15 protein-coding genes are annotated in these 19,647 nt (G+C 62.4%); 11 read left to right on the top strand and 4 right to left on the bottom strand.

Annotated elements, in window-relative coordinates:
• Positions 1–7: 7 nt before the first annotated feature.
• The 3 genes from rplS to sppA all read left to right on the top strand — a co-directional run bounded on the left by rplS (position 8) and on the right by sppA (position 3,461).
• Positions 8–349, top strand: a complete 342-nt coding sequence (gene rplS / locus JM946_RS20435; RefSeq protein ID WP_203169213.1) for a 50S ribosomal protein L19 — start codon at positions 8–10, stop codon at positions 347–349.
• A 120-nt stretch (positions 350–469) separates the two neighbouring features.
• Positions 470–1,594 (top strand): PQQ-dependent sugar dehydrogenase, encoded by a 1,125-nt coding sequence (locus JM946_RS20430; protein ID WP_203169212.1) that lies wholly within the window; start codon positions 470–472, stop codon positions 1,592–1,594.
• A gap of 28 nt (positions 1,595–1,622) precedes the next feature.
• A complete protein-coding gene (gene sppA / locus JM946_RS20425) occupies positions 1,623–3,461 on the top strand; it encodes a signal peptide peptidase SppA (RefSeq protein ID WP_203169211.1) in 1,839 nt (612 codons plus the stop codon).
• A 519-nt stretch (positions 3,462–3,980) separates the two neighbouring features.
• On the opposite strand, the gene tdh is transcribed toward sppA, so the two are convergent.
• On the bottom strand, positions 3,981–5,012 hold the full coding sequence (gene tdh / locus JM946_RS20420) for an L-threonine 3-dehydrogenase (protein WP_203169210.1): 1,032 nt from the start codon (positions 5,010–5,012) through the stop codon (positions 3,981–3,983).
• Positions 5,013–5,069: 57 nt separating this feature from the next.
• Complete coding sequence (locus JM946_RS20415; RefSeq protein WP_203169209.1) at positions 5,070–6,260, bottom strand: glycine C-acetyltransferase; 1,191 nt, start codon at positions 6,258–6,260, stop codon at positions 5,070–5,072.
• 246 nt (positions 6,261–6,506) lie between these two features.
• On the opposite strand from JM946_RS20415, the gene JM946_RS20410 reads away from it, so the two are divergent.
• Positions 6,507–8,924 carry a TonB-dependent receptor gene (locus JM946_RS20410; RefSeq protein ID WP_203169208.1) on the top strand — a complete coding sequence of 806 codons (2,418 nt, stop codon included), beginning with the start codon at positions 6,507–6,509 and terminating at the stop codon, positions 8,922–8,924.
• Between the two features lie 182 nt (positions 8,925–9,106).
• A complete protein-coding gene (locus JM946_RS20405) occupies positions 9,107–11,755 on the top strand; it encodes a TonB-dependent receptor (RefSeq protein WP_203169207.1) in 2,649 nt (882 codons plus the stop codon).
• Between the two features lie 48 nt (positions 11,756–11,803).
• On the opposite strand, the gene glpD is transcribed toward JM946_RS20405, so the two are convergent.
• Positions 11,804–13,315 carry a glycerol-3-phosphate dehydrogenase gene (glpD, locus tag JM946_RS20400; RefSeq protein WP_203169206.1) on the bottom strand — a complete coding sequence of 504 codons (1,512 nt, stop codon included), beginning with the start codon at positions 13,313–13,315 and terminating at the stop codon, positions 11,804–11,806.
• A 135-nt stretch (positions 13,316–13,450) separates the two neighbouring features.
• On the opposite strand from glpD, the gene JM946_RS20395 reads away from it, so the two are divergent.
• Complete coding sequence (locus tag JM946_RS20395; RefSeq protein WP_203169205.1) at positions 13,451–13,831, top strand: RNA-binding S4 domain-containing protein; 381 nt, start codon at positions 13,451–13,453, stop codon at positions 13,829–13,831.
• Positions 13,832–13,843: 12 nt separating this feature from the next.
• Here the strand turns inward: JM946_RS20395 and JM946_RS20390 are convergent, their stop codons facing one another.
• Complete coding sequence (locus tag JM946_RS20390; RefSeq protein ID WP_203169204.1) at positions 13,844–14,932, bottom strand: XdhC family protein; 1,089 nt, start codon at positions 14,930–14,932, stop codon at positions 13,844–13,846.
• 182 nt (positions 14,933–15,114) lie between these two features.
• On the opposite strand from JM946_RS20390, the gene JM946_RS20385 reads away from it, so the two are divergent.
• The 5 genes from JM946_RS20385 (at position 15,115) to JM946_RS20365 (ending at position 19,622) form a co-directional block, all read left to right on the top strand.
• The gene (locus JM946_RS20385) at positions 15,115–15,555 is read left to right on the top strand and encodes a hypothetical protein (RefSeq protein WP_203169203.1); all 441 of its coding nucleotides are present in this window, start codon (positions 15,115–15,117) and stop codon (positions 15,553–15,555) included.
• Positions 15,556–15,696: 141 nt separating this feature from the next.
• Positions 15,697–16,800, top strand: coding sequence for a phosphotransferase (locus tag JM946_RS20380; protein ID WP_203169202.1), 1,104 nt, complete (start codon positions 15,697–15,699; stop codon positions 16,798–16,800).
• A 23-nt stretch (positions 16,801–16,823) separates the two neighbouring features.
• Positions 16,824–18,020, top strand: a complete 1,197-nt coding sequence (locus tag JM946_RS20375) for an acyl-CoA dehydrogenase family protein (protein ID WP_203169201.1) — start codon at positions 16,824–16,826, stop codon at positions 18,018–18,020.
• A gap of 15 nt (positions 18,021–18,035) precedes the next feature.
• Positions 18,036–19,166, top strand: coding sequence for an acyl-CoA dehydrogenase family protein (locus JM946_RS20370; protein ID WP_203169200.1), 1,131 nt, complete (start codon positions 18,036–18,038; stop codon positions 19,164–19,166).
• Between the two features lie 186 nt (positions 19,167–19,352).
• Positions 19,353–19,622: a hypothetical protein gene (locus JM946_RS20365; protein ID WP_203169199.1), complete on the top strand. Its 270-nt coding sequence runs from the start codon at positions 19,353–19,355 to the stop codon at positions 19,620–19,622.
• Positions 19,623–19,647 lie beyond the last annotated feature (25 nt).

Below are 19,647 nucleotides of genomic sequence, written 5' to 3'. Positions count from 1 at the left end.
GTACGACATGAACATCATCGAAAAGCTCGAGAGCGAAGCCATCGGCAAAGAGATTCCGGACTTCTCTCCGGGCGACACCGTCGTCGTGGAAGTGAAGGTGAAGGAAGGCGACCGCGAGCGCACCCAGGCCTATGAAGGCGTGGTCATCGCCCGTCGCAACCGCGGCTTCAACTCGTCTTTCACCGTGCGCAAGATTTCGCACGGCGAGGGCGTCGAGCGCGTGTTCCAGACGTTCAGCCCGTCGATCGGCAACATCACCGTCAAGCGTCGCGGCAACGTCCGTCGCGCCAAGCTGTACTATTTGCGCGATCTGACCGGCAAGGCCGCGCGTATCGAAGAGAAGGTCTAAGCAATGGATCGAGGTCAGAGCTCAGGTGTTGGCAAGCGATGCCCTTGAGCTCTGACCCGCCCCTGGCCACCGGCCACTAACCTGGTGGTTTACACTGTGTCTCCGTCGGAAGGAGACACCATGCCCATTTCTGCCCATCGCCTGCTGTTCAGCCTGCTGTCGCCCATTCTGGCGATGTGCCTAGCGACGGCCGCGGTCGCCAGTCCCGCCACCGACAAGGTGCTGCAAAACGTTCGTTTGCCCACGGGCTTCCAGCTCGAGGTCTACGCCGACAACGTGCCGGCCGCGCGCTCCATGGCGCTCGGCTCCGAAGGCACGTTGTTTGTCGGCACGCGGGGCACGACGGTCTACGCAATCAGCGGCGTGCCGGGCTCCGGGCTCAAACCGACGGTGCGGACGATCGCCAGCAAGCTCAACATGCCGAACGGCGTCGCGTTCCGCGACGGGGCTCTGTATGTCGCCGAGGTGAACCGCATTCTTCGCTACGACAATATCGAGTCGTCGCTGGAGCAGGTGCCGGCGCCGAACGTGGTGCGCGACGATCTGCCCAAGGATCGTCATCACGGTTGGAAGTACATCGCGTTCGGTCCGGACGGCAAGTTGTATGTGCCGATAGGCGCGCCGTGCAATGTTTGTAACGAGCCCAAGTACGCCACCATCACACGCATGAACGCGGATGGCTCGAGTCACGAAGTGTTTGCTCGCGGCATCCGCAACACGGTCGGCTTCACCTGGCATCCGACCACCCAGGAGTTGTGGTTCACCGACAATGGCCGCGATCATCTGGGCGACGATCGGCCGCCGTGCGAGTTGAACGTGGCGCCGCGCGCTGGCCTGGATTTTGGGTTTCCATACTGTCATGGCCGGGACATCAAAGATCCCGACTTCGGCAAGCTCGGCGACTGCGCGCGCATGACGCCGCCGGTGCAAACACTGGGCGCGCATGTCGCGCCGCTCGGCGTGAAGTTCTATACAGGCACGTCGTTCCCGGAGAAATATCGGAATCAGGCGCTCATCGCCGAGCACGGCTCCTGGAACCGCAGCACCAAAAGCGGTTATCGCTTGACGATGGTGCGGCTCGAGGGCCACAAGGCGGTGAGCTACGAGCCGTTCATCACCGGCTTCAACCGTGGCGACGAAGTGTTCGGCCGGCCGGTCGATCTGCTGGTGCTGGAGGACGGCTCGATGCTGATCTCCGACGATACTGCCGGCGCGATCTATCGCCTGACCTATTCCGCGACTTGATGTCGTTTCATTCGACTGTGGCTGCTCCATGAAAGCGATCGTTAGCATTCTCGGCTACCTCTGGCGCGGCCTCGACGGCGTGCGCAAGGTGTTGCACCTCATCCTGCTGCTCGCCTTGTTCCTGTTGATCGGCGCGGCGCTCACGCCAGGGGTGCCGCTCATCCCGGCCAAAGCGGCGTTGATCCTGGCCCCGCAAGGCGCGCTGGTCGAACAATTGGCGGGCGATCCCTTCGAGCGCGCGGTCGCCGAGGCCTACGGCACCAATCGGCCGGAGACGCTGCTGCGCGATCTGATCGACGTGGTCGACAAAGCGGCCGAAGACAATCGGATCCAATTGATGGTGCTCGATCTGAGCAGCATGACCGGCGGCGGCATCGCCAAGCTGGAAGAGCTGGCGCAGGCCCTGCAGCGCTTTCGCGCCGCTGGCAAGAAGATCTACGCGTTCGGCGAGAGCTACGACCAGGCGCAGTACTACCTCGCCGCGCACGCCGATGAGATCTATCTCGATCCGCACGGCCTGGTGCTGATCGAAGGCTTCGGTTACTACCGGACCTTCCTGAAGGGCGCGATCGACAAGCTCGAAGTCGACGTGCACGTGTTCCGCGCCGGCAAGTTCAAATCGTTCACCGATCAGTTCAGCCGCAGCGACATGTCCGAGCAGGAAGAGCAGGAAAGCATGGCGTGGCTGAATGCGCTCTGGGGCATCTATCAGTCCGGCGTCAGCAAGGCGCGCGGCCTCGATGACGGCGCCCTCGCGGCTTATTCGAACGAATATGCGGAGATCGCCAAGACGCATCGGGGCGATCTGGCGACCGCGGCCTTGGAAAGAAATCTGGTGACCGAGCTGAAGTCGCGCCGCGAGTTCGAAGAGCAGATCAAAGCGCTGGTCGGCGAAGACGAGGACAACCACACGTTCAAGGGCGTGATGCATTGGGATTATTTCGCCGCGACCCGCTCCTCCGAAGCGCTCGAGATCGACGGCGATCACGTCGGCGTGGTGGTGGCCTCGGGTGAAATCCTCGACGGGCCGCAGCCGCCGGGCACCATCGGTTCGGACTCGACAGTGCGCTTGTTGCGCGAGGCGCTGCACGATGAGGACGTGAAAGCCGTGGTGCTGCGAATCGACAGCCCTGGCGGCAGCATGCTCGCATCGGAAGTCATTCGTCGCGAGATCGACGCGCTACGCGATGCCGGTAAACCCGTGATCGCCTCGATGAGCAGCATGGCGGCCTCGGGCGGTTATTACATCGCCATGGATGCCGACGAGATCTGGGCGAGCCCGGCGACCCTCACCGGCTCGATCGGCGTGTTCGCCGTGTTCCCGACCCTCGAGCGTACGCTGCAGAAGTTCGGCGTCACCATCGACGGCGTGGGCACGACGCCGTACGCCGGCTCGCTGCGGCTCGATCGCACCTTGAACGACGGCGCCAAGGAGATCCTCCAGAACTCCATCGACCACGCCTACAGCGTGTTCGTGAACAACGTGGCCTCGGCGCGCGAAAAATCGTTCGACGATATCGACGCCGTTGCGCAGGGCAGAGTGTGGGCCGGCGTGGATGCTGCTCAGAACGGTCTGGTCGACAAGCTCGGTTCGTACAAGGATGCTTTGAATGCCGCCGCAGAACGCGCGGGCTTGGGCAAGGACTATAAAGTGCACTACATCGAGCCGCCGATGGGCTGGCGTCAGGCTATCGCCATGCGCTCGCAGGCGCTCGCCGCTCGCGTCACGCGCGCGCTGGTGCCGGAACACGAGTTGTTCGCCAACGCCCGCCGCATGCTCGAGCCGTTCGAGATGGAGCTGAAGCGTCTGGCGAAGTTCAACGATCCTCGGCAGGTTTATTACTACTGCCCCTGCTCGGCGCCGTAAATGTCACGGGCAGTCTCCCCAAAAGGGGAGACCGCCGAAGGTTGTGCTCGGCGCCGTAAATGTCACAGGCAGTCTCCCCAAAAGGGGAGATCGCCGAAGGTTGTGCTCGGCGCCGTAAATGTCACGGGCCGTTTCCCCAAAAGGGGAGACGGCCGAAGGTTGTGCTCGGCGCCATAAAATGTCACGGGCAGTCTCCCCAAAAGGGGAGACCGCCGAAGGTTGTGCTCGGTGCCGTAAATGTCACGGGCAGTCTCCCCAAAAGGGGAGATCGCCGAAGGTTGTGCTCGGCGCCGTAAATGTCACAGGCCGTTTCCCCAAAAGGGGAGACCGCCGAAGGTTGTGCTCGGTGCCGTAAATGTCACCGGCCGTTTCCCCAAAAGGGGAGACGGCCGAAGTTGTGCTCCGCGCCGTAAATCACAGGCCGCCTCCCCAGTGCGGAGACTTGCTGAAGGGTGTGCTCGGTGCTGTAAAACTCGCAGCCGGTCTCCCCCAAATGGGAGACCGCCGAATGTCACGTCGTTACGCCGTCTCCCAGTTCATCACCACTTTGCCCGACTGTCCGGCGCCCATGATTTCGAAGGCGCGCTGGTATTCCGTGAACGGCAGGCGATGCGTGATGATGGGGCGGATGTCGAGGCCGCTTTGGAGCAGGGCGGCCATCTTGTACCAGGTCTCGAACATCTGGCGGCCGTAGATGCCTTTGAGGGTCAGGCCCTTCAGGATGACGTCGTTCCAGTCGATGGCGACTTCGGTGGAGGGAATGCCGAGCATCGCGACGCTGCCGCCGTGATGCATGGTTCGTAGCATGTCGCGCAAGGCGGAGGCGTTGCCCGACATCTCCAGGCCGACGTCGAAACCTTCCTGCATGCCCAGTTGTTTTATCGCATCGTCCAGCGACTCGCGTGAAACGTTGAGCGCGAGCGTCGCGCCCATCTTGCGGGCCAGCTCCAGTCGATAGTCGTTCACGTCGGTGATCACCACATTGCGAGCGCCGATGAAGCGCACGATGGCGGCGGCCATGATGCCGATCGGGCCTGCCCCGGTGATCAGCACGTCCTCGCCGACCACGTCGAAGGACAGCGCGGTGTGTACCGCGTTGCCGAGCGGATCCAGAATCGAGGCGATCTCATCATCGATGGCCGGGGGCAGCTTGAATGCGTTGAACGCCGGAATCACCAGGTATTCCGCGAACGAGCCCTGACGATTCACGCCGACCCCGAACGTGTTGCGACACAGGTGACGACGGCCGGCCCGACAGTTGCGGCAGTAACCGCAGGTAATGTGACCTTCGCCCGAGACGCGATCGCCCGGCGCAAAGCCGCTGACTTCGCTGCCGACCTCGACGATCTCGCCGCTGTATTCGTGGCCGACCGCCATGGGCACGGGAATGGTCCGTTGCGCCCATTGATCCCAGTTGTAGATGTGCATATCGGTGCCGCAGATGGCGGTCCGCTTGATGCGGATCATCACATCGTTCGGACCGACCGTCGGCTTGGGAATGTCCTGCAGCTCGATACCGGCGGCAGCACGGGCTTTGACTAATGCACGCATGATTGTTGGTTGAGTTGCGTTGAAGAGAGGGGCACAGGCGCAGCACGAAGGCTGCGATCATCGAATGACGCCGAGTTCCCTGCCGACCGTGACGAATGCGGCCACGGCTTTGTCCAGCTGCTGCGGCGTGTGAGCCGCCGACATTTGCGTGCGAATGCGCGCCTTGCCGTGCGGCACCACTGGGAATGAGAAGCCGATGACATAGACGCCGTGCTCGAGCAGTCGCTGTGCGAAATCCGCGGCGACCTTCGCATCGCCGAGCATGACGGGAATGATGGGATGTTCGCCCGGCACCAGATTGAATCCGGCGGCGCTCATCTGTTGCCGGAAATGCGCGGCGTTATCCCACAGGCGCGAGCGCAGCTTGTCGTCCGCCTCGAGCAGATCGAGCACGCGCAGGCTCGCCGCCGCGATGAACGGTGGAATGCTGTTGGAAAACAGGTAAGGCCGCGAGCGTTGGCGCAGCCAGGTGATGATTTCCTTGCGACCGGAGGTGTAGCCGCCGGCGGCGCCCCCGAGCGCCTTGCCGAGCGTGCCGGTGATGATGTCGACTCGATCCATCACGCCGCGAAGCTCATGCGTGCCGCGCCCACGCTCGCCTACGAAACCGACCGCGTGCGAATCGTCCACCATGACCAGCGCGTCGTAACGATCCGCCAGGTCGCAGATCTCCTTCAAGCGCGCGATCACGCCGTCCATCGAGAACACGCCGTCGGTCGCGATCAGTCGCACGCGGCAATGCGCAGCTTCCTTCAGGCGGGTTTCCAACTCATCGAGATCGTTGTTGGCGTAACGAAAGCGCTGCGCTTTGCACAGCCGGATGCCGTCGATGATGCTGGCATGATTCAAGGCATCGCTGATGACCGCGTCCTGTTCGTCCAGCAGGGTTTCGAACAAGCCGCCGTTGGCGTCGAAGCACGAGGAATAAAGAATGGTGTCCTCGGTGCCCAGAAAACGGCTCAGACGCTCTTCCAGGTCTTTGTGAATCTGATGGGTGCCGCAGATGAAGCGCACCGAAGCCATGCCGTAGCCGTAGCGATCCAGCGCCAGCCGCGCCGCCTCTCGCACCGAAGCATGGTTCGCCAGGCCGAGATAGTTGTTCGCGCAGAGGTTCAGCACTTCTTCGCCGCCCACCACTCGCACCGAGGAGCTCTGCGGCGAGCTCAGCACTCGTTCCGGCTTGAACAGGCCTTGCGTGCGCAGCTGTTCAGTTTCCGCTGTCAGCCGCTGAAAAAAGTCTCGCTTCACAACAAACAACCCCTGTCAGAGCCAAGTGCGCGATTGTGCCACTGTGCGGATGACGGCTGACGGGTCAGCTAGGTTCCGGCGCGTGGAGTACAGCTTTCTAGAATCTTGAGTACAGTTCCATGCTGCGGGATCTCAGCTGTCTATTGCGGGCCGGGGACCAAATTTCTATTCTCGGTATGTCTGCAGAACGACCTTTGATTCCAAGGACTCATCGGACCGCACCGGTTCGAGGTGCGAGGGGGATTCATGAAGGCGACCGGACGAGCGTGGCTGTCCATCGGCAGCCTGTTGAGTTTTTCTGCGACTCCGCTACTGGCTCAGGATTCGGCGACGCTTCTGGAAGAGGTCGTGGTGACCGCGCAGAAGCGCAGCGAGAGCATCCAGGATGTGCCCATCGCGGTGACTGCCATCACCTCGGAAATGAAAGATGTGATGGGCGTGCTCACCGTCGACGATCTCGCCGACTTCACGCCCGGCCTGTCGTACGCGGCCACGCTCGACCGCATGAGCTTGCGTGGCGTGGGAAGACTGACCAACAACTACGGCTCCGATCCTGGCGTCGCCACGTACTCCGACGGCTTCTATACGGCCAGCAATACCGAAGGAAACAAACGGCCCATCATCGTCGATCGCGTCGAAGTGCTGCGCGGCCCGCAGGGCACGCTGTATGGGCGCAACTCGATCGGCGGCGCGCTGAACATCATCTCCAAACGTCCAACCGAGGATTTGCGCGGCGAAGTGCGCGCCACCGCCGGCAACTACGAGACGCGGATCTTCGAAGGCTCGCTATCCGGGCCCATCACCGACTGGTTACGCTTTCGCTCGGCGGGCACCAAGAGCGAGCAGGGGCGAGGCTACTTTCGGGACATTGACAGCGCCGAGACCGAAGGCAACGTCAGCGACGATCTGTATGTGGAGCAGCAGTTGGAATTCAACATCGGCGACAAGCTCGATGGCTGGATTCGCTATGCGCATTCCGAGTGGAATCAGTCGCGCCGCTCCTCGGTCACCGTGACGCCCTACAGCATCGCGCCCACCTATTTTGGAGGCTTGTTTCCAAACTCCACCTTCAACGGGACCCCCACCCAACCGGTGTCGGCGCAGTTCACGGGCGTCAATCCGAGCATCGACAATCACCGGCTGTACAACAACGACACACCGGCCCGCGCCAATCTCGACGGACATCACTCCTATGTCACGGAATTGATCGGTCATCTGGGTTGGGCGGATCTGAAGTACGTCGGTGGCTACGCCGCCTCGACGTACTCGCAAGTGACCGATTACGACACCATCCAGCGTGGTCCGTACTCGACGGTGGCGGGCGGCGTGCCGTTCACCATCTATCCCCAGGTCGAGGCGTTCTACATGGAGGACAAAGAGTATTACAGCAACGAACTGAATCTGATCTCCACCGGCGACGGCCCGCTGCAATGGATCGTCGGGTTGTACCAGTATCACGAGCAAGTGAATCAGCATTCGGGCATCAGGGCCCCATTGCAACGGGAGCTGGCGACGCCTCGCATCGCCACCAGCCGACAAAGCCCGCTGGGACCGGCCAATCCGGATCACAACCTGCAGATCTCGGGCGCGTTCCTCGACGCCGACGCACACGCGGTGTTCGGTCAGATCGACTACAGCTTCTCGCCGACCTGGAAGACCACCGTCGGTCTGCGCTACACCGAGGACAACAAGGACGCGGAGGAATTTCGCACCCGGGTGCTGTTTGGCTTTCCGGGCGTGCCGCATGCGTTCTACGCCACCGGTGAGATCGATCGTCGCGGCCTGTTGAGCGGCAAATGGCACGCAACCACGGGCACCGCGGGGCTGCAATGGACGCCCAGCGATGATTCGCTGGTTTTCGTGAAATACACACGTGGCTACAAGAGCGGCGGCTTCAACGCCGGCGCCTTCGCACCCGATCGCACCGGATACACCGAGCCGGAATACATCAATGCCTACGAGTTCGGCGTGAAGCAGACATTCTTGCGACGGCTGACCGCCAATCTGTCCGTGTTCCGTTACGACTACAAGGATGCACAGTACCCCTCCACCGTGCGTGACCCGGTATCGAACATCAACGAGTCGCGCTTCTTCAATCTCGAGAACGCGGTCTCACAGGGCGTGGAGCTCGAGGCGCTCTGGGCGGTGACCGACGCCTTGCAGATGAACCTGAGCTACAGCTTCCTGGATACCGAGATCCAGGATCGGCGATGTTTCATCGACGGCGACGATACGTTTGCGGTTGCGCCCGATGCGCGGCCTTGCGGCACGCCAGGTCAGCAGACCGGCCAGAGCATCGACGGCGGTCGGCTGCCGAGCTCGCCGGAGAACAAGATCGCATTCAACGCCAACTACACCTGGCAGATGCCGCGCGGGGCGCTGACTTTCTCCGGCACCTGGACATATCGCGACGAGACTTACTTCTCGGTGTTCTCGCGTGATTACAACCTTGCGCCGTCCTATGACGAAACCGATCTGCGCGTGTTGTGGAGCGATGCGCAGGATCGCTACACACTGATCGGTTTCGTGCGCAACGTGTTCGATCAGGAAGGTTATGAAGCGGTGGGCGCCACGCAGACGGCTTGGGGTTCTCGTTCCTTCAGTGTTTCGCCAACGGCGCCGCGCGTGTATGGCGTCGAGGCGCAGTTCCGTTTCGGCGAATAGATCCCGCTGTTTTTCTGCCCAAACAGAGCGGTGTGCCCGGGCTTGTATATTCCGGCCTGCAGGCTTGATCGGGCTTATTGCTGTGGAAGGAGCGAGTTCATACCATCGATGCGACCGCAGAGCGATTGTCGGTTCCACACATAATCAATGTCGGATGCCGCTCGATCCGAACGGGGGTTCTCATGAAGATGCAACAGCAAGGGATGCTGTCCGTCATGGGCAGCCTGTTGTGCGTGAGTGGGATGTCGAACGCACAGGACGCAAGAAACATTCAAGATAATAGAACACTGGAAGAAATCGTGGTCACGGCCGAGAAGCGCGAACAAAACATTCAAGACGTGCCCGTGGCCGTGACCGCCTACACCAGCGCTCGCCGGGATCTGATCGGCGTCAACACCATCGAAGATGTGGCGCGCATCACGCCGAGCCTCAGTTACACCAACAACGATCGACTCTCGATTCGCGGCTTCGGTCGCCTGACCAATAACATCGGCACCGATCCGTCGGTGGCGCTGTACTCGGACGGAATCTTTTCCACCTCGATGGCCGACACGTCGACGCCGTCGTTATTCATCGATCGCACCGAAATCCTGCGCGGTCCGCAGGGCACCTTGTACGGCCGCAACTCCATTGGCGGCACGCTCAACGTGATCGCCAAGCGACCGACCAAGGAATTCAACGGAGAGGTGCGTGGGACTGTCGGCGACTACGGCAGCTGGCGCACGGATGCGTTGCTGCGCGGCCCGATCACCAATTCAGTGCGGTTTTTGATCGGAGGATCGAAGGACCGACGCGAGCAGGGCTTCATCAACAACATCGGCCAGGGGGGCGACACCGCAGACAGCGATCGCTGGTTTGTAGAGGCGCAGATTGAGGCCGACCTGGGCGATCGGGTCGTCGCGCGGCTGCGCTATTCAAAGTTCGAGTGGCAGGACAGCTACGGCGTCGGCAACACGCTGGCCACTGTCATTTCGCCACACAACAACGTCACAGTGACCGGGACGGGAACGGCGGCGCTGTACTACAACCCGGTCTTCGGATATTCCGAGCCCAATCCAAGCATCGCGCACCCTTACACCATCGATACCAACGCACCCGCGGCGGGCACGCTGGAGGATCAGCATCGCATCCACCTGGACGTCACGGCGGACTTCGCTGGCGCCACCTTGAAGTTGTTGTCCGGGTATCAGCAGTACACGTACTTCACTTCCTCCGACAGTGACGGAACGCCGCGCACCGCGTCGTTCAATATTGGAGTGCCGGAAGGCGGTTCTCTGTCCATCGATCTCGATGGGCCGGCGGGGCCGTTACCAAGCCAGAGCGTGCCGCGACCGGCGTTCGATGCGCTGAATGTGACGCCGGATGTGCGCACCTACTATCACGAGCGGCAGCAGTGGCAATCCAACGAGCTGAATCTCACGTCCAGCGGCGACGGCGATTTGCAATGGATCCTCGGTTTGTATCAATACAGCCAGAAGTGGGATCAGCCACAAGGCCTCGCCGTGGTGGGTGACGATGCGATTGTCAACCCGTTTGGGGCGCCACCCAATCCGAGTGGCGCGTTTCTCGCGGTGGATGGGCACCTCGAGACGGATTCCTACGCGGGCTTCGGGCAGATGGATTGGAGCTTCTCCGATGCGTGGACCTTCACGCTGGGCCTGCGCTACACCAAGGATGAGAAAAAGGGCATGGACATGGCGCGTTACGTGGCGCGCAGCAACGGTACGGCGGTCGCCGTCGCCGATGCTCAAGGCGTTCTCGAGAACGCCATCATCGGATTGTTTCCTCCTGGGACGCCGCTCGCCTTCATACAAACGCAGCTCCAGGCTATCGCGCCGATGCTGGTGCCCGCAGTGCTGGCCGAAACCCAGGCGCTTGCCTTGGATGTTACGCAGAGCCAGGTGTGTGGAGCGTCGGCTTGCGCGCCGGATTTGATGCAGAATCCGGGAGGCGGCCTGCGACGCAATCTGGCGGGCGAATGGGATGCGGTGACCGGCACCACTGGCTTGCAGTGGGAGGCCAACGACGACACGAATGTGTATCTGCGTTACAGCCGCGGTTACAAGTCGGGCGGTTGGCTCGGCTCGAACGGGTTGACTCCGAACCCTTACGCCGATCCGGAGTATGTCGACTCTTACGAGCTCGGCGTGAAGACCATCCTGGCCGGTCGGGTGTCGCTGAACACGGCTGTGTTCTACAGCGACTACGATGGCTTCCAGACGCCGTTGACCGTCTCGCTCGGCACCATCACCGCGAGTCGTTTCCTGAATTTACAGGCGCGCGTGCAGGGCGTGGAGCTGGAGGCAAGCTGGTCGCCGACCGATCGATTGCAGTTGCTCGCGAGTTACTCGTATCTCGATACGGAGATCACTCGCGGCTGCTGTTTCGTCGATACGGTCGATTCAAGCGCACGCAGCCCGGGCGCGCAGCCGGTGAGTACGCTGCCGAACGGGGATGTCGCTCAGTCGCTGGTGGGCAACCGGTTGCCGCTGTCGCCCGAACACAAGTGGACGGTGGGTGCGAACTACACCTGGAGTTTTGCGCCGGGCTCGCTCACCGCCAGCGGCATGTATAGCGACATCGGCGCTCAACAGTCGACCATCTGGTCGAATCCGATCTATACCGCGCCGTCGTTCGAGATTGCCGACCTTCGTTTGTTATGGAACGACGCGGACAACCGCTACACCCTGATCGGGTTCGTCAAGAATGCGTTCGATGAGATTGGCTACGGCAGCTCCACCGCCGATCGGCCGAGCCCCGTCGGTCCGCGCCATACGGTGTCGCTCACGTATCCGCGAATGTATGGGATGGAGTTGCAGTATCGGTTCTGAGTGGCCTCAGCGGACCGCGCCCGGCGTCATGCGAGCGCGGTCTCGAGATCATGTGGGTTGCGACTTGAACCACTCGGCCACCCGGCCGCGCTCCTGCTCGCTCAGGTGCAACCCCAGCTTGCTCCGACGCCACAGCACGTCATCGGCGCTGCGCGCCCATTCATTAGCGACCAGGTAGTCGAGCTCGGCTTGCGTGAGCCCACCGCCATAATGTTCGCCGAGGTCCAGCATGGCTTGGGCCTTGCCGAGAATCTTTTCCACTCGAGTGCCATACGCCTGCGCGAGTCGATGCGCCATCGCGGCGGACAGAAAGGGCCAGCGCTTTTGCACGCCATCGGCAAAGGTGGCGAAATCGGCGCGCGGCAGGTCGCCGCCCGGCAGCGCCGCTCGGTCGGTCCACTCGCGATCGTTGCCTCTCAGTTGCAGTTTGCTCAGCGCGCTTTCGGCGAGCCGCCGATAAGTCGTGATCTTGCCGCCGAACACGGATAACAGCGGCGGCGCATCGTTGTCGGTTTCGGTCAGTTCGAGCCGATAGTCGCGCGTCACCTTCGATGCATTCTCGGTTTCATCATCGGACAGCGGCCGCACGCCGGCGTAGCTCCATTTCACGTCGGCCGGCGCGATGTGCTTGCGGAAATAGCTGTTCACCGTGCTGCACAGGTAGAGCACCTCGTCGTTGGAGATGCTCACCTGGGTAGCGTCGCCGTCGAAAGGGACATCGGTGGTGCCCACCAAAGTGAACTGTTGCTGATAGGGGATGGCGAACACGATGCGGCCGTCCGGATTTTGCAGCATGAAGGCATGCTCGCCATCGAACAGTCGCGGCACCACGATGTGACTTCCTTTCACCAGGCGGACCTGCGCGTCCACGTCCATTTCAGGAAAGCTCTGCAACACCCTTTGAACCCATGGGCCAGCGGCGTTGACGATCGCGCGGGCGCGGACTTGCGTGATCTCGCTACTGGGCAGATCCTGGATGCTCGCGAGCCACTGCGAGCCTTCGACTCGCGCAGACACAAAGCGCGTGCGAGTGCGAATCGATGCGCCGCGAAGCGCGGCGTCGAGGGCATTGAGAACGACCAGGCGGCTGTCGTCGACCCAGCAATCCGAATACGCGAAGCCGTGGTCCAGGCCGGCCCGCAGCGGTCCGTAGGCGCCGTTGGCGAGCCGCACGTTGCGAGAGGCGGGTAGGATTTCGCGGCCGCCGATGTGATCGTAAAAGAACAGCCCCAGACGCATCAGCCAGCGCGGCCGCAACTCGGGCACGTGCGGCAGAATGAATTCCATGGGCCGGATGATGTGGGGCGCGATGCGCAACAGCCGCTCGCGCTCGAGCAGTGCTTCGCGCACCAGCCGGAATTCGAAGAACTCGAGGTAGCGCAGCCCGCCGTGGATCAATTTGGTGCTGGCGGAGGAGGTGGCCGAAGCGAGGTCGGCTTGCTCCACCAGCATGACCTTCAGGCCGCGACCGGCCGCGTCGCGAGCGATGCCCGCACCATTGATGCCACCGCCGACGATAAGCAGATCGACGCTCGGCCCATCCGCGCGCGCGGCCGTCATATGCTCACCGTCGACCATGCCTCAACAGCTTCCACCCAAAAGTACGGACAAGGGCACCGAGAATACTCACAGGGCGTTGGGAAATGAAATGGACAGAATGTGCATCGGCGTCGGCGGGGCGCGTAGACTTGGCCCATGAGTGACGAGAGTGCCGGGTTACGCATCGACAAATGGCTGTGGTTCGTGCGGCTGTTCAAGAGCCGCTCGCAGGCGACCGAAGCGGTGGCAGGCGGGCTCGTGCATGTGAACGGCGATCGGGTGAAGCCCTCGCGCGTGGTGCACGTCGATGACCGGCTGCACATCACCAAGGACGAGACGCGTCTGGAAGTGATCGTGCGTGGCATGCCAGTTCGGCGCGGCCCGGCGCCGGAAGCGCGGCTTCACTACACCGAGACGGAAGACAGCATCGCCGCGCGAGAGAAACAGCGCGAGCGCCGGCTCGCCGTGGCTCCGGCGCCCGAAGGCCGCCCGGACAAACATGCTCGACGCGTGTTGCGCGATTTGCGTCGCGGATAAAGGGAGGCGGGCCTACGCCGTCGGCACCACCTTGCTGAACGAGCCGCCTTCGCGACCCGCCATGGCGGCCTGAATCTCCGCTACGATCGCGAGCGCAATCGTTTCTGGCGAGCGCGCACCGATATCCAGTCCGATCGGCCCATACAAGCGACCGCTCAGTCGCGCCGCCTTGTCGCCGATCTCGTGCAATAGACGAATGCGTCGCGGCGCCGGGCCGAGCAGCCCGACGTAAGGTATCGAGCTGTCTGCGAGCGCCGCGAGATACGCCTGATCCGACAGCAGGTGATGGCTCATCACCACCGCAGCGTCGTACTGTCCGGCCTGCAATTCCCGCGGCAACTCGGCCGCCGCTTTGAGCTCGACACGTCGGGCTCGCGGAAAGCGATCGGCGATCGCATACGCCGCACGATGATCGAACACCGTGACCTGCCAGTTCATCAAGCCCGCGATCTCCACCAGCGGCATGGCGTCCGGTCCCCCGCCCAACAACAACAGTCGCGGCGGCAACTCGATGGGCACGATCAGGAAGGTCGCATCGCCTGCTTCGATGACCTGGCTCGAAGGCCCGGCGCCACGCGGGGTCGATACATCCATTGCGGTCGCCACTGACGCCGGCAACAAATGTTTGTTCTGGCTCCAGAACGCGGCTCCCAGCGGAACCTTGGGATTGCGCGACTCAGTGACGAGCGCGAATCGAGCATCGACCTGATCGAACCGGCAGCGCGAGGCGAATTTGAACGGCTGGTAATCGTTGGCGCGATCCAGCCGGCTCAGCAGAATCGTCATGGCGCCTTCGCAACCCAGGCCGATGCCCCAGATCACATCGTCGGAGCTGCGCGTGTCGTAATGAACCGTCGCCGGCTCGCCGGTCTCGAGGACCCGGCGGGCGCGCTCCATCAGGTCCGCCTCCAGGCAGCCGCCGCTCAACAGCCCGGCGACCCGGCCGTCGCCGGCGATCAGCATCTGCGCACCGGCCTTGCGATAGGTCGAGCCGAGGGTTTGCGCCACGGTTGCGAGCACCAATGGCTCGCCGCGGTCCAGGTAGTACCGGAAGAATTCGTCCGCGGCGACGCCGCTGTGGATCAAGCCTGGCTGAGTCATAGATGGATGAGTGCCCTCGCCCCGGATTGTCCCAGCTTCGGCGCGCTGCTGCATGCAAAACCGTGCGCGATACTTGCCTGATTCAGCAATTCAGCGACGGCGGAGGCGAGCGGGCCGCTGCCGGGAACTTTTCGACCCCGGCGCCACCGTAAGATGAGGTACCGGTCACCGAGGGAGGACCCATGCTTCGCAGGATCGTGCTCGGCTCGTTGCTGGCGGTGTGTCTGTTCGGCGCCGGGCCGTCCCAGTCGGCGGCTGCCGCCGGCATCCGCTGCACCATGAAGTTCAGCATGCAGGGCTGGTCGGCGTTCTATAAAACCGCCGAGGGCGACGGCGCCATCACCTGCAGCAACGGCCAGTCGATGAAGGTCAAGCTGTCGGCCAAGGGCGGCGGCCTGACCATCGGCAAGTCGTCCATCGAAAACGGCCGCGGCAAGTTTTCGGCGGTCTCGAGCGTCGACGAGCTGCTGGGCACTTATGTCGCCGCCGAAGCGCATGCCGGCGCGGTGAAATCTTCCGGCGCGCAGGTGATGACCAAAGGCGAGGTGTCTCTGGCATTGAGCGGCACCGGCCGTGGCTTCGATCTCGGCGTGGCGCTGGGCGCGATGACCATCTCTCGTTGATCGCCCGTCCTCAAATTTCACAGAGTGGGACAGCGCGACTGTGATAGGGAGGTCGCTGTCAATTCTGCACTCGCGCGCAGTTCCGGCATGCACCCCGGCCGCATACAATGGCCAGCCGACATCAGGGGGAGACGACGAGCAATGCCCGGGCCCGAGACGCAACCGACTGGATCCTCCGCAGCCTCGAGTTCAGCCTCGGATGTTTCCATCATCGACGTTCTGCCACAGCATCGCATCGACGAAGCGTCGCTGTGGCGTTACCTGCAACAGCACCTGGATGATTTTTCGGGGCCGGCGAGCCTGCGTCAGTTTCAGGGCGGACAGTCCAATCCCACCTATCTGATCCAGACGCCCGGCAAGAAATTCGTATTGCGGAAAAAGCCGCCGGGCAAGCTGCTGCCGTCGGCGCATTTGATCGAGCGCGAATATCGGATTCTGCGGGCGCTGCCCGATACTGAAGTGCCGGTGCCGTGCGCGCGGGTGCTTTGCGAAGACGCCAGCATCATCGGCACACCGTTCTATGTGATGGATCACGTCGACGGTCGCGTCATCACGAATGTGACATTGCCGAATCTCGAGCCGACGGATCGACGTGCGATCTACACCGACTACGCGCGGGTCGCAGCGAAGCTGCATTCGGTGGATTACAAGGCCTGCGGGCTGGGCGACTTCGGCAAGCCGGAAGGTTACGTCGCGCGGCAGCTGGATCGCTGGAGCAAACAATATCTGGCGTCCAAGACCGAAGAGAACGCCGACATGAATGAGCTCATGACCTGGCTTGCGGCCCACTTGCCGGCGAACGACGAGACGGCCATCGTCCACGGCGACTATCGTATCGGCAACACCATTCTGCATCCCACTGAGCCGCGCATCATCGCCGTGCTGGACTGGGAGCTGGCGACGCTCGGCCACCCATTGAGCGATCTGGCGTACGCCTGCATGTTCTATCGGATCGCGCCCAGCGAGATGGGCAGCGGCGGACTGGCGGATGTGGACATTGCCGCGCTGGGCATTCCCGAGGAGCAGGAGTTCCTGCAGCTGTACTGCCAGTTCTCCGGTCGCGAGCGCATCGCCGACTGGCCGTTCTTTTTGTCGTTTGCATATTTCCGCATGGCTGCGATCACACAGGGTGTGTACGCGCGCGCGTTACAAGGCAACGCTGCCGATCGACGCGCGATTCAATATGGAGAGCACGCCAAGGGCTTCGCCGCCGCCGGTCGCGCGATGACGCGACGTGGCAGCTGACGAGCCGCTTTCAGGAGACGAACATGTCCGCACAGCCGAACTCAGAAGAAGCATTGGAAGCGTTCCGCCGCGACACCCGCGCGTGGCTGGAAGCGAATTGTCCGCAGGAGATGCGTGAGCCTGTGGTGGACGAATATGACATCTGCTGGGGCGGCCGGCATTTCAAGTTCAAAAGCGACGCGCAGCGCGTGTGGCTGCAGAAGATGGCGGAGCGTGGCTGGACGGTGCCGGAATGGCCGAAGCAGTATGGCGGCGGAGGTCTGAGCAAGGACGAGGCGCGCGTGCTGCGCGAGGAAATGGCCGCGATGAAGTGCCGATCGCCGCTGACCTCGTTCGGCATTTCCATGCTCGGTCCGGCGCTGCTCAAGTTCGGCAACGAGCAACAAAAGGGCGAGCACCTTCCCAGGATCGCACGCGGCGAGATCCGCTGGTGCCAGGGCTATTCGGAGCCGGGCGCGGGCTCGGATCTCGCCTCGCTCAAGACACGGGCCGACGATCACGGCGATCACTTCGTGGTCAATGGTTCGAAGATCTGGACCAGCTACGGCGACAAGGCAGATTGGATCTTCTGTCTGGTTCGCACCAGCACCACCGGCAAGAAGCAGGAGGGCATCAGCTTCCTGTTGTTCGACATGGAGACGCCGGGCATCAGCACGCGGCCGATTCGGCTGATCTCGGGTTACTCGCCGTTTACGCAGACCTTTTTCGACAATGTGAAAGTGCCCAAGCAGAACCTGCTGGGCGAGCTCAACAAGGGCTGGACCATCGCCAAGTATCTGCTCACCCACGAGCGCAACATGATCGGCGGCATGGGCACGCAACGGGTCACGCCGGTGAGCCAGCTCGCCATCAAACACATCGGGCTGGCGTCGGGGCGTCTCGCCGAACCCGCGCTGCGCACCGATATCGCGCGCTTCGAAATGGATGCGATGGCGTTCGCGCTCACCATGAATCGCGTCACCGACGAGGCCAAGGCAGGCAACGAAACCGGCGCCATGTCTTCGATGCTCAAGTACTACGGCACCGAGCTCAACAAACGTCGCGCCGAGCTGACCATGTCGGTCTCGGGCAGCGAAGGTTTGAAGTTCGGCGATGCAAACAGCGAAGAGCAGCTGGCTGCGATGTGGCTTCGGACCAAGGCCAACTCCATCGAGGGCGGCACGTCCGAGATTCAGCTCAACATCATCGCCAAGAACGTGCTGCGTCTGCCCGGCGCCTGACGCGGAGGATTGCTCATGACTCTGACTCTCACCGAAGATCAACTGATGTTTCGTGACGCCGCGAAGCGCTTTGCCGCCGAGCGGGCGCCGGTTTCGCAACTGCGCAAGCTGCGCGATGAGCTCGATCCGGTCGGTTTCGATCGGGCGCTATGGAAGGAAATGGCCGAGATGGGCTGGGCCGGCGTGCTGGTGCCGGAGGAATACGGCGGGGTGGGTTTTGGCTTCGTGGGCGCCGGGCTGCTTGCGACGGAGATTGGCCGCAATCTGAGCGCGAGCCCCTTGTTGTCGAGCGCAGTGCTCGGAGTGACTGCGCTGTTGCGTGGTGGCACACCGGCGCAAAAAGAAACATTGCTGCCGGCGATCGCGGGCGGTGATCTGCTGGTCGCGTTCGCGACCGATGAGGCCGTGCGCCACGCGCCTTATGACATCTCCACGCGCTGCACGGGGAAGTACAAGCTCAGCGGCCGAAAGTTACATGTGCTCGACGGTCATGTGGCGGATCGCCTGATTGTCACAGCGCGCACTTCGGGTGACACCTGCTCCCGCGATGGCATCAGCTTGTTCCTGGTCGATCCGAAGGCGAGTGGCGTGACCATCACGCGTTCTTCAATGGTCGACAGTCGTAACAGCGCGGTGGTCGAGCTGCGTGATGTGGTGGTGAGCGACGCCGACGTCATCGGCACTTTCGACAAGGGCGCGATTGTGTTGGATGCAGTGCTCGACGCAGGGCGCGCCGTGCTTGCGGCGGAGCTGCTCGGTGTCGCCGAGGAGGCATTCGAGCGCACCTTGAATTATCTGCGTGAGCGCGAGCAGTTCGGCGTCAAGATCGGCTCGTTCCAGGCGCTCCAACATCGCGCAGCACACCTGTTCTGTGAGATAGAGTTGGTGCGCTCGGTCGTGCTGAGGACCCTGCAAGCCCTCGATGCTCAGGAGCCGACCGCGTCTTCGCTGGTGTGCCTGGCCAAAGCCAAGGCCAGCGACGTGGCTCGCATCGCAACCAACGAAGCGGTGCAAATGCATGGCGGCATTGGCATGACCGATGAATTCGACATCGGTTTTTTCATGAAGCGCGCTCGCGCTGCCGCGGAAACCTTCGGCGATCAGTACTATCACACCGATCGATTCGCTCAGTTGGCAGGGTATTAGCATATAACCCCCTTGTAACTCGTACAGTGGAACCCGGGCGGGTTACCACGCATTCGTCACAAAGCGTGCGCGGAGCCACTGTCTGCGTGTGCAGGACCACTGAAGTATCGACCTTGTGATCCGTCGCTCACGGCCGACACGGGCTAACGGGTAGGGTGGCGGGGTCGTGGAGCCGAGCAGAAGATTATGACAATCGAGCGCGAATTCGATCCTGATGCGACCCTGGAAATGCCCCGTCCGGTGCTGATCGATCCTGAACTCGAAGAAGAGGATCCGGAGAAGACACTGGTGCGCGAGGACTGGGAGTCCAAGGTGATCCGTCGCGTCGCGCCGCATGTCGCAGCCGTGCAGAGCACGGTCGCCGAGGACGCAGCCATCGAATCCCGCTTCGGTTGGGAAACCGAAACGCTTCGACTGCTGTCGCGAGTCGTGGCTCGCGAGCAGGGCGAAGAATAAGAAGAATAAACATGAACGCGGGCCA

Source organism: Steroidobacter gossypii (genome assembly GCF_016801985.1).
Classification (GTDB): Bacteria; Pseudomonadota; Gammaproteobacteria; order Steroidobacterales; family Steroidobacteraceae; genus Steroidobacter; species Steroidobacter gossypii.
The sequence above is the reverse complement of the archived record's forward strand: the minus strand, read 5'-3'. Positions and strand labels throughout refer to the sequence as shown.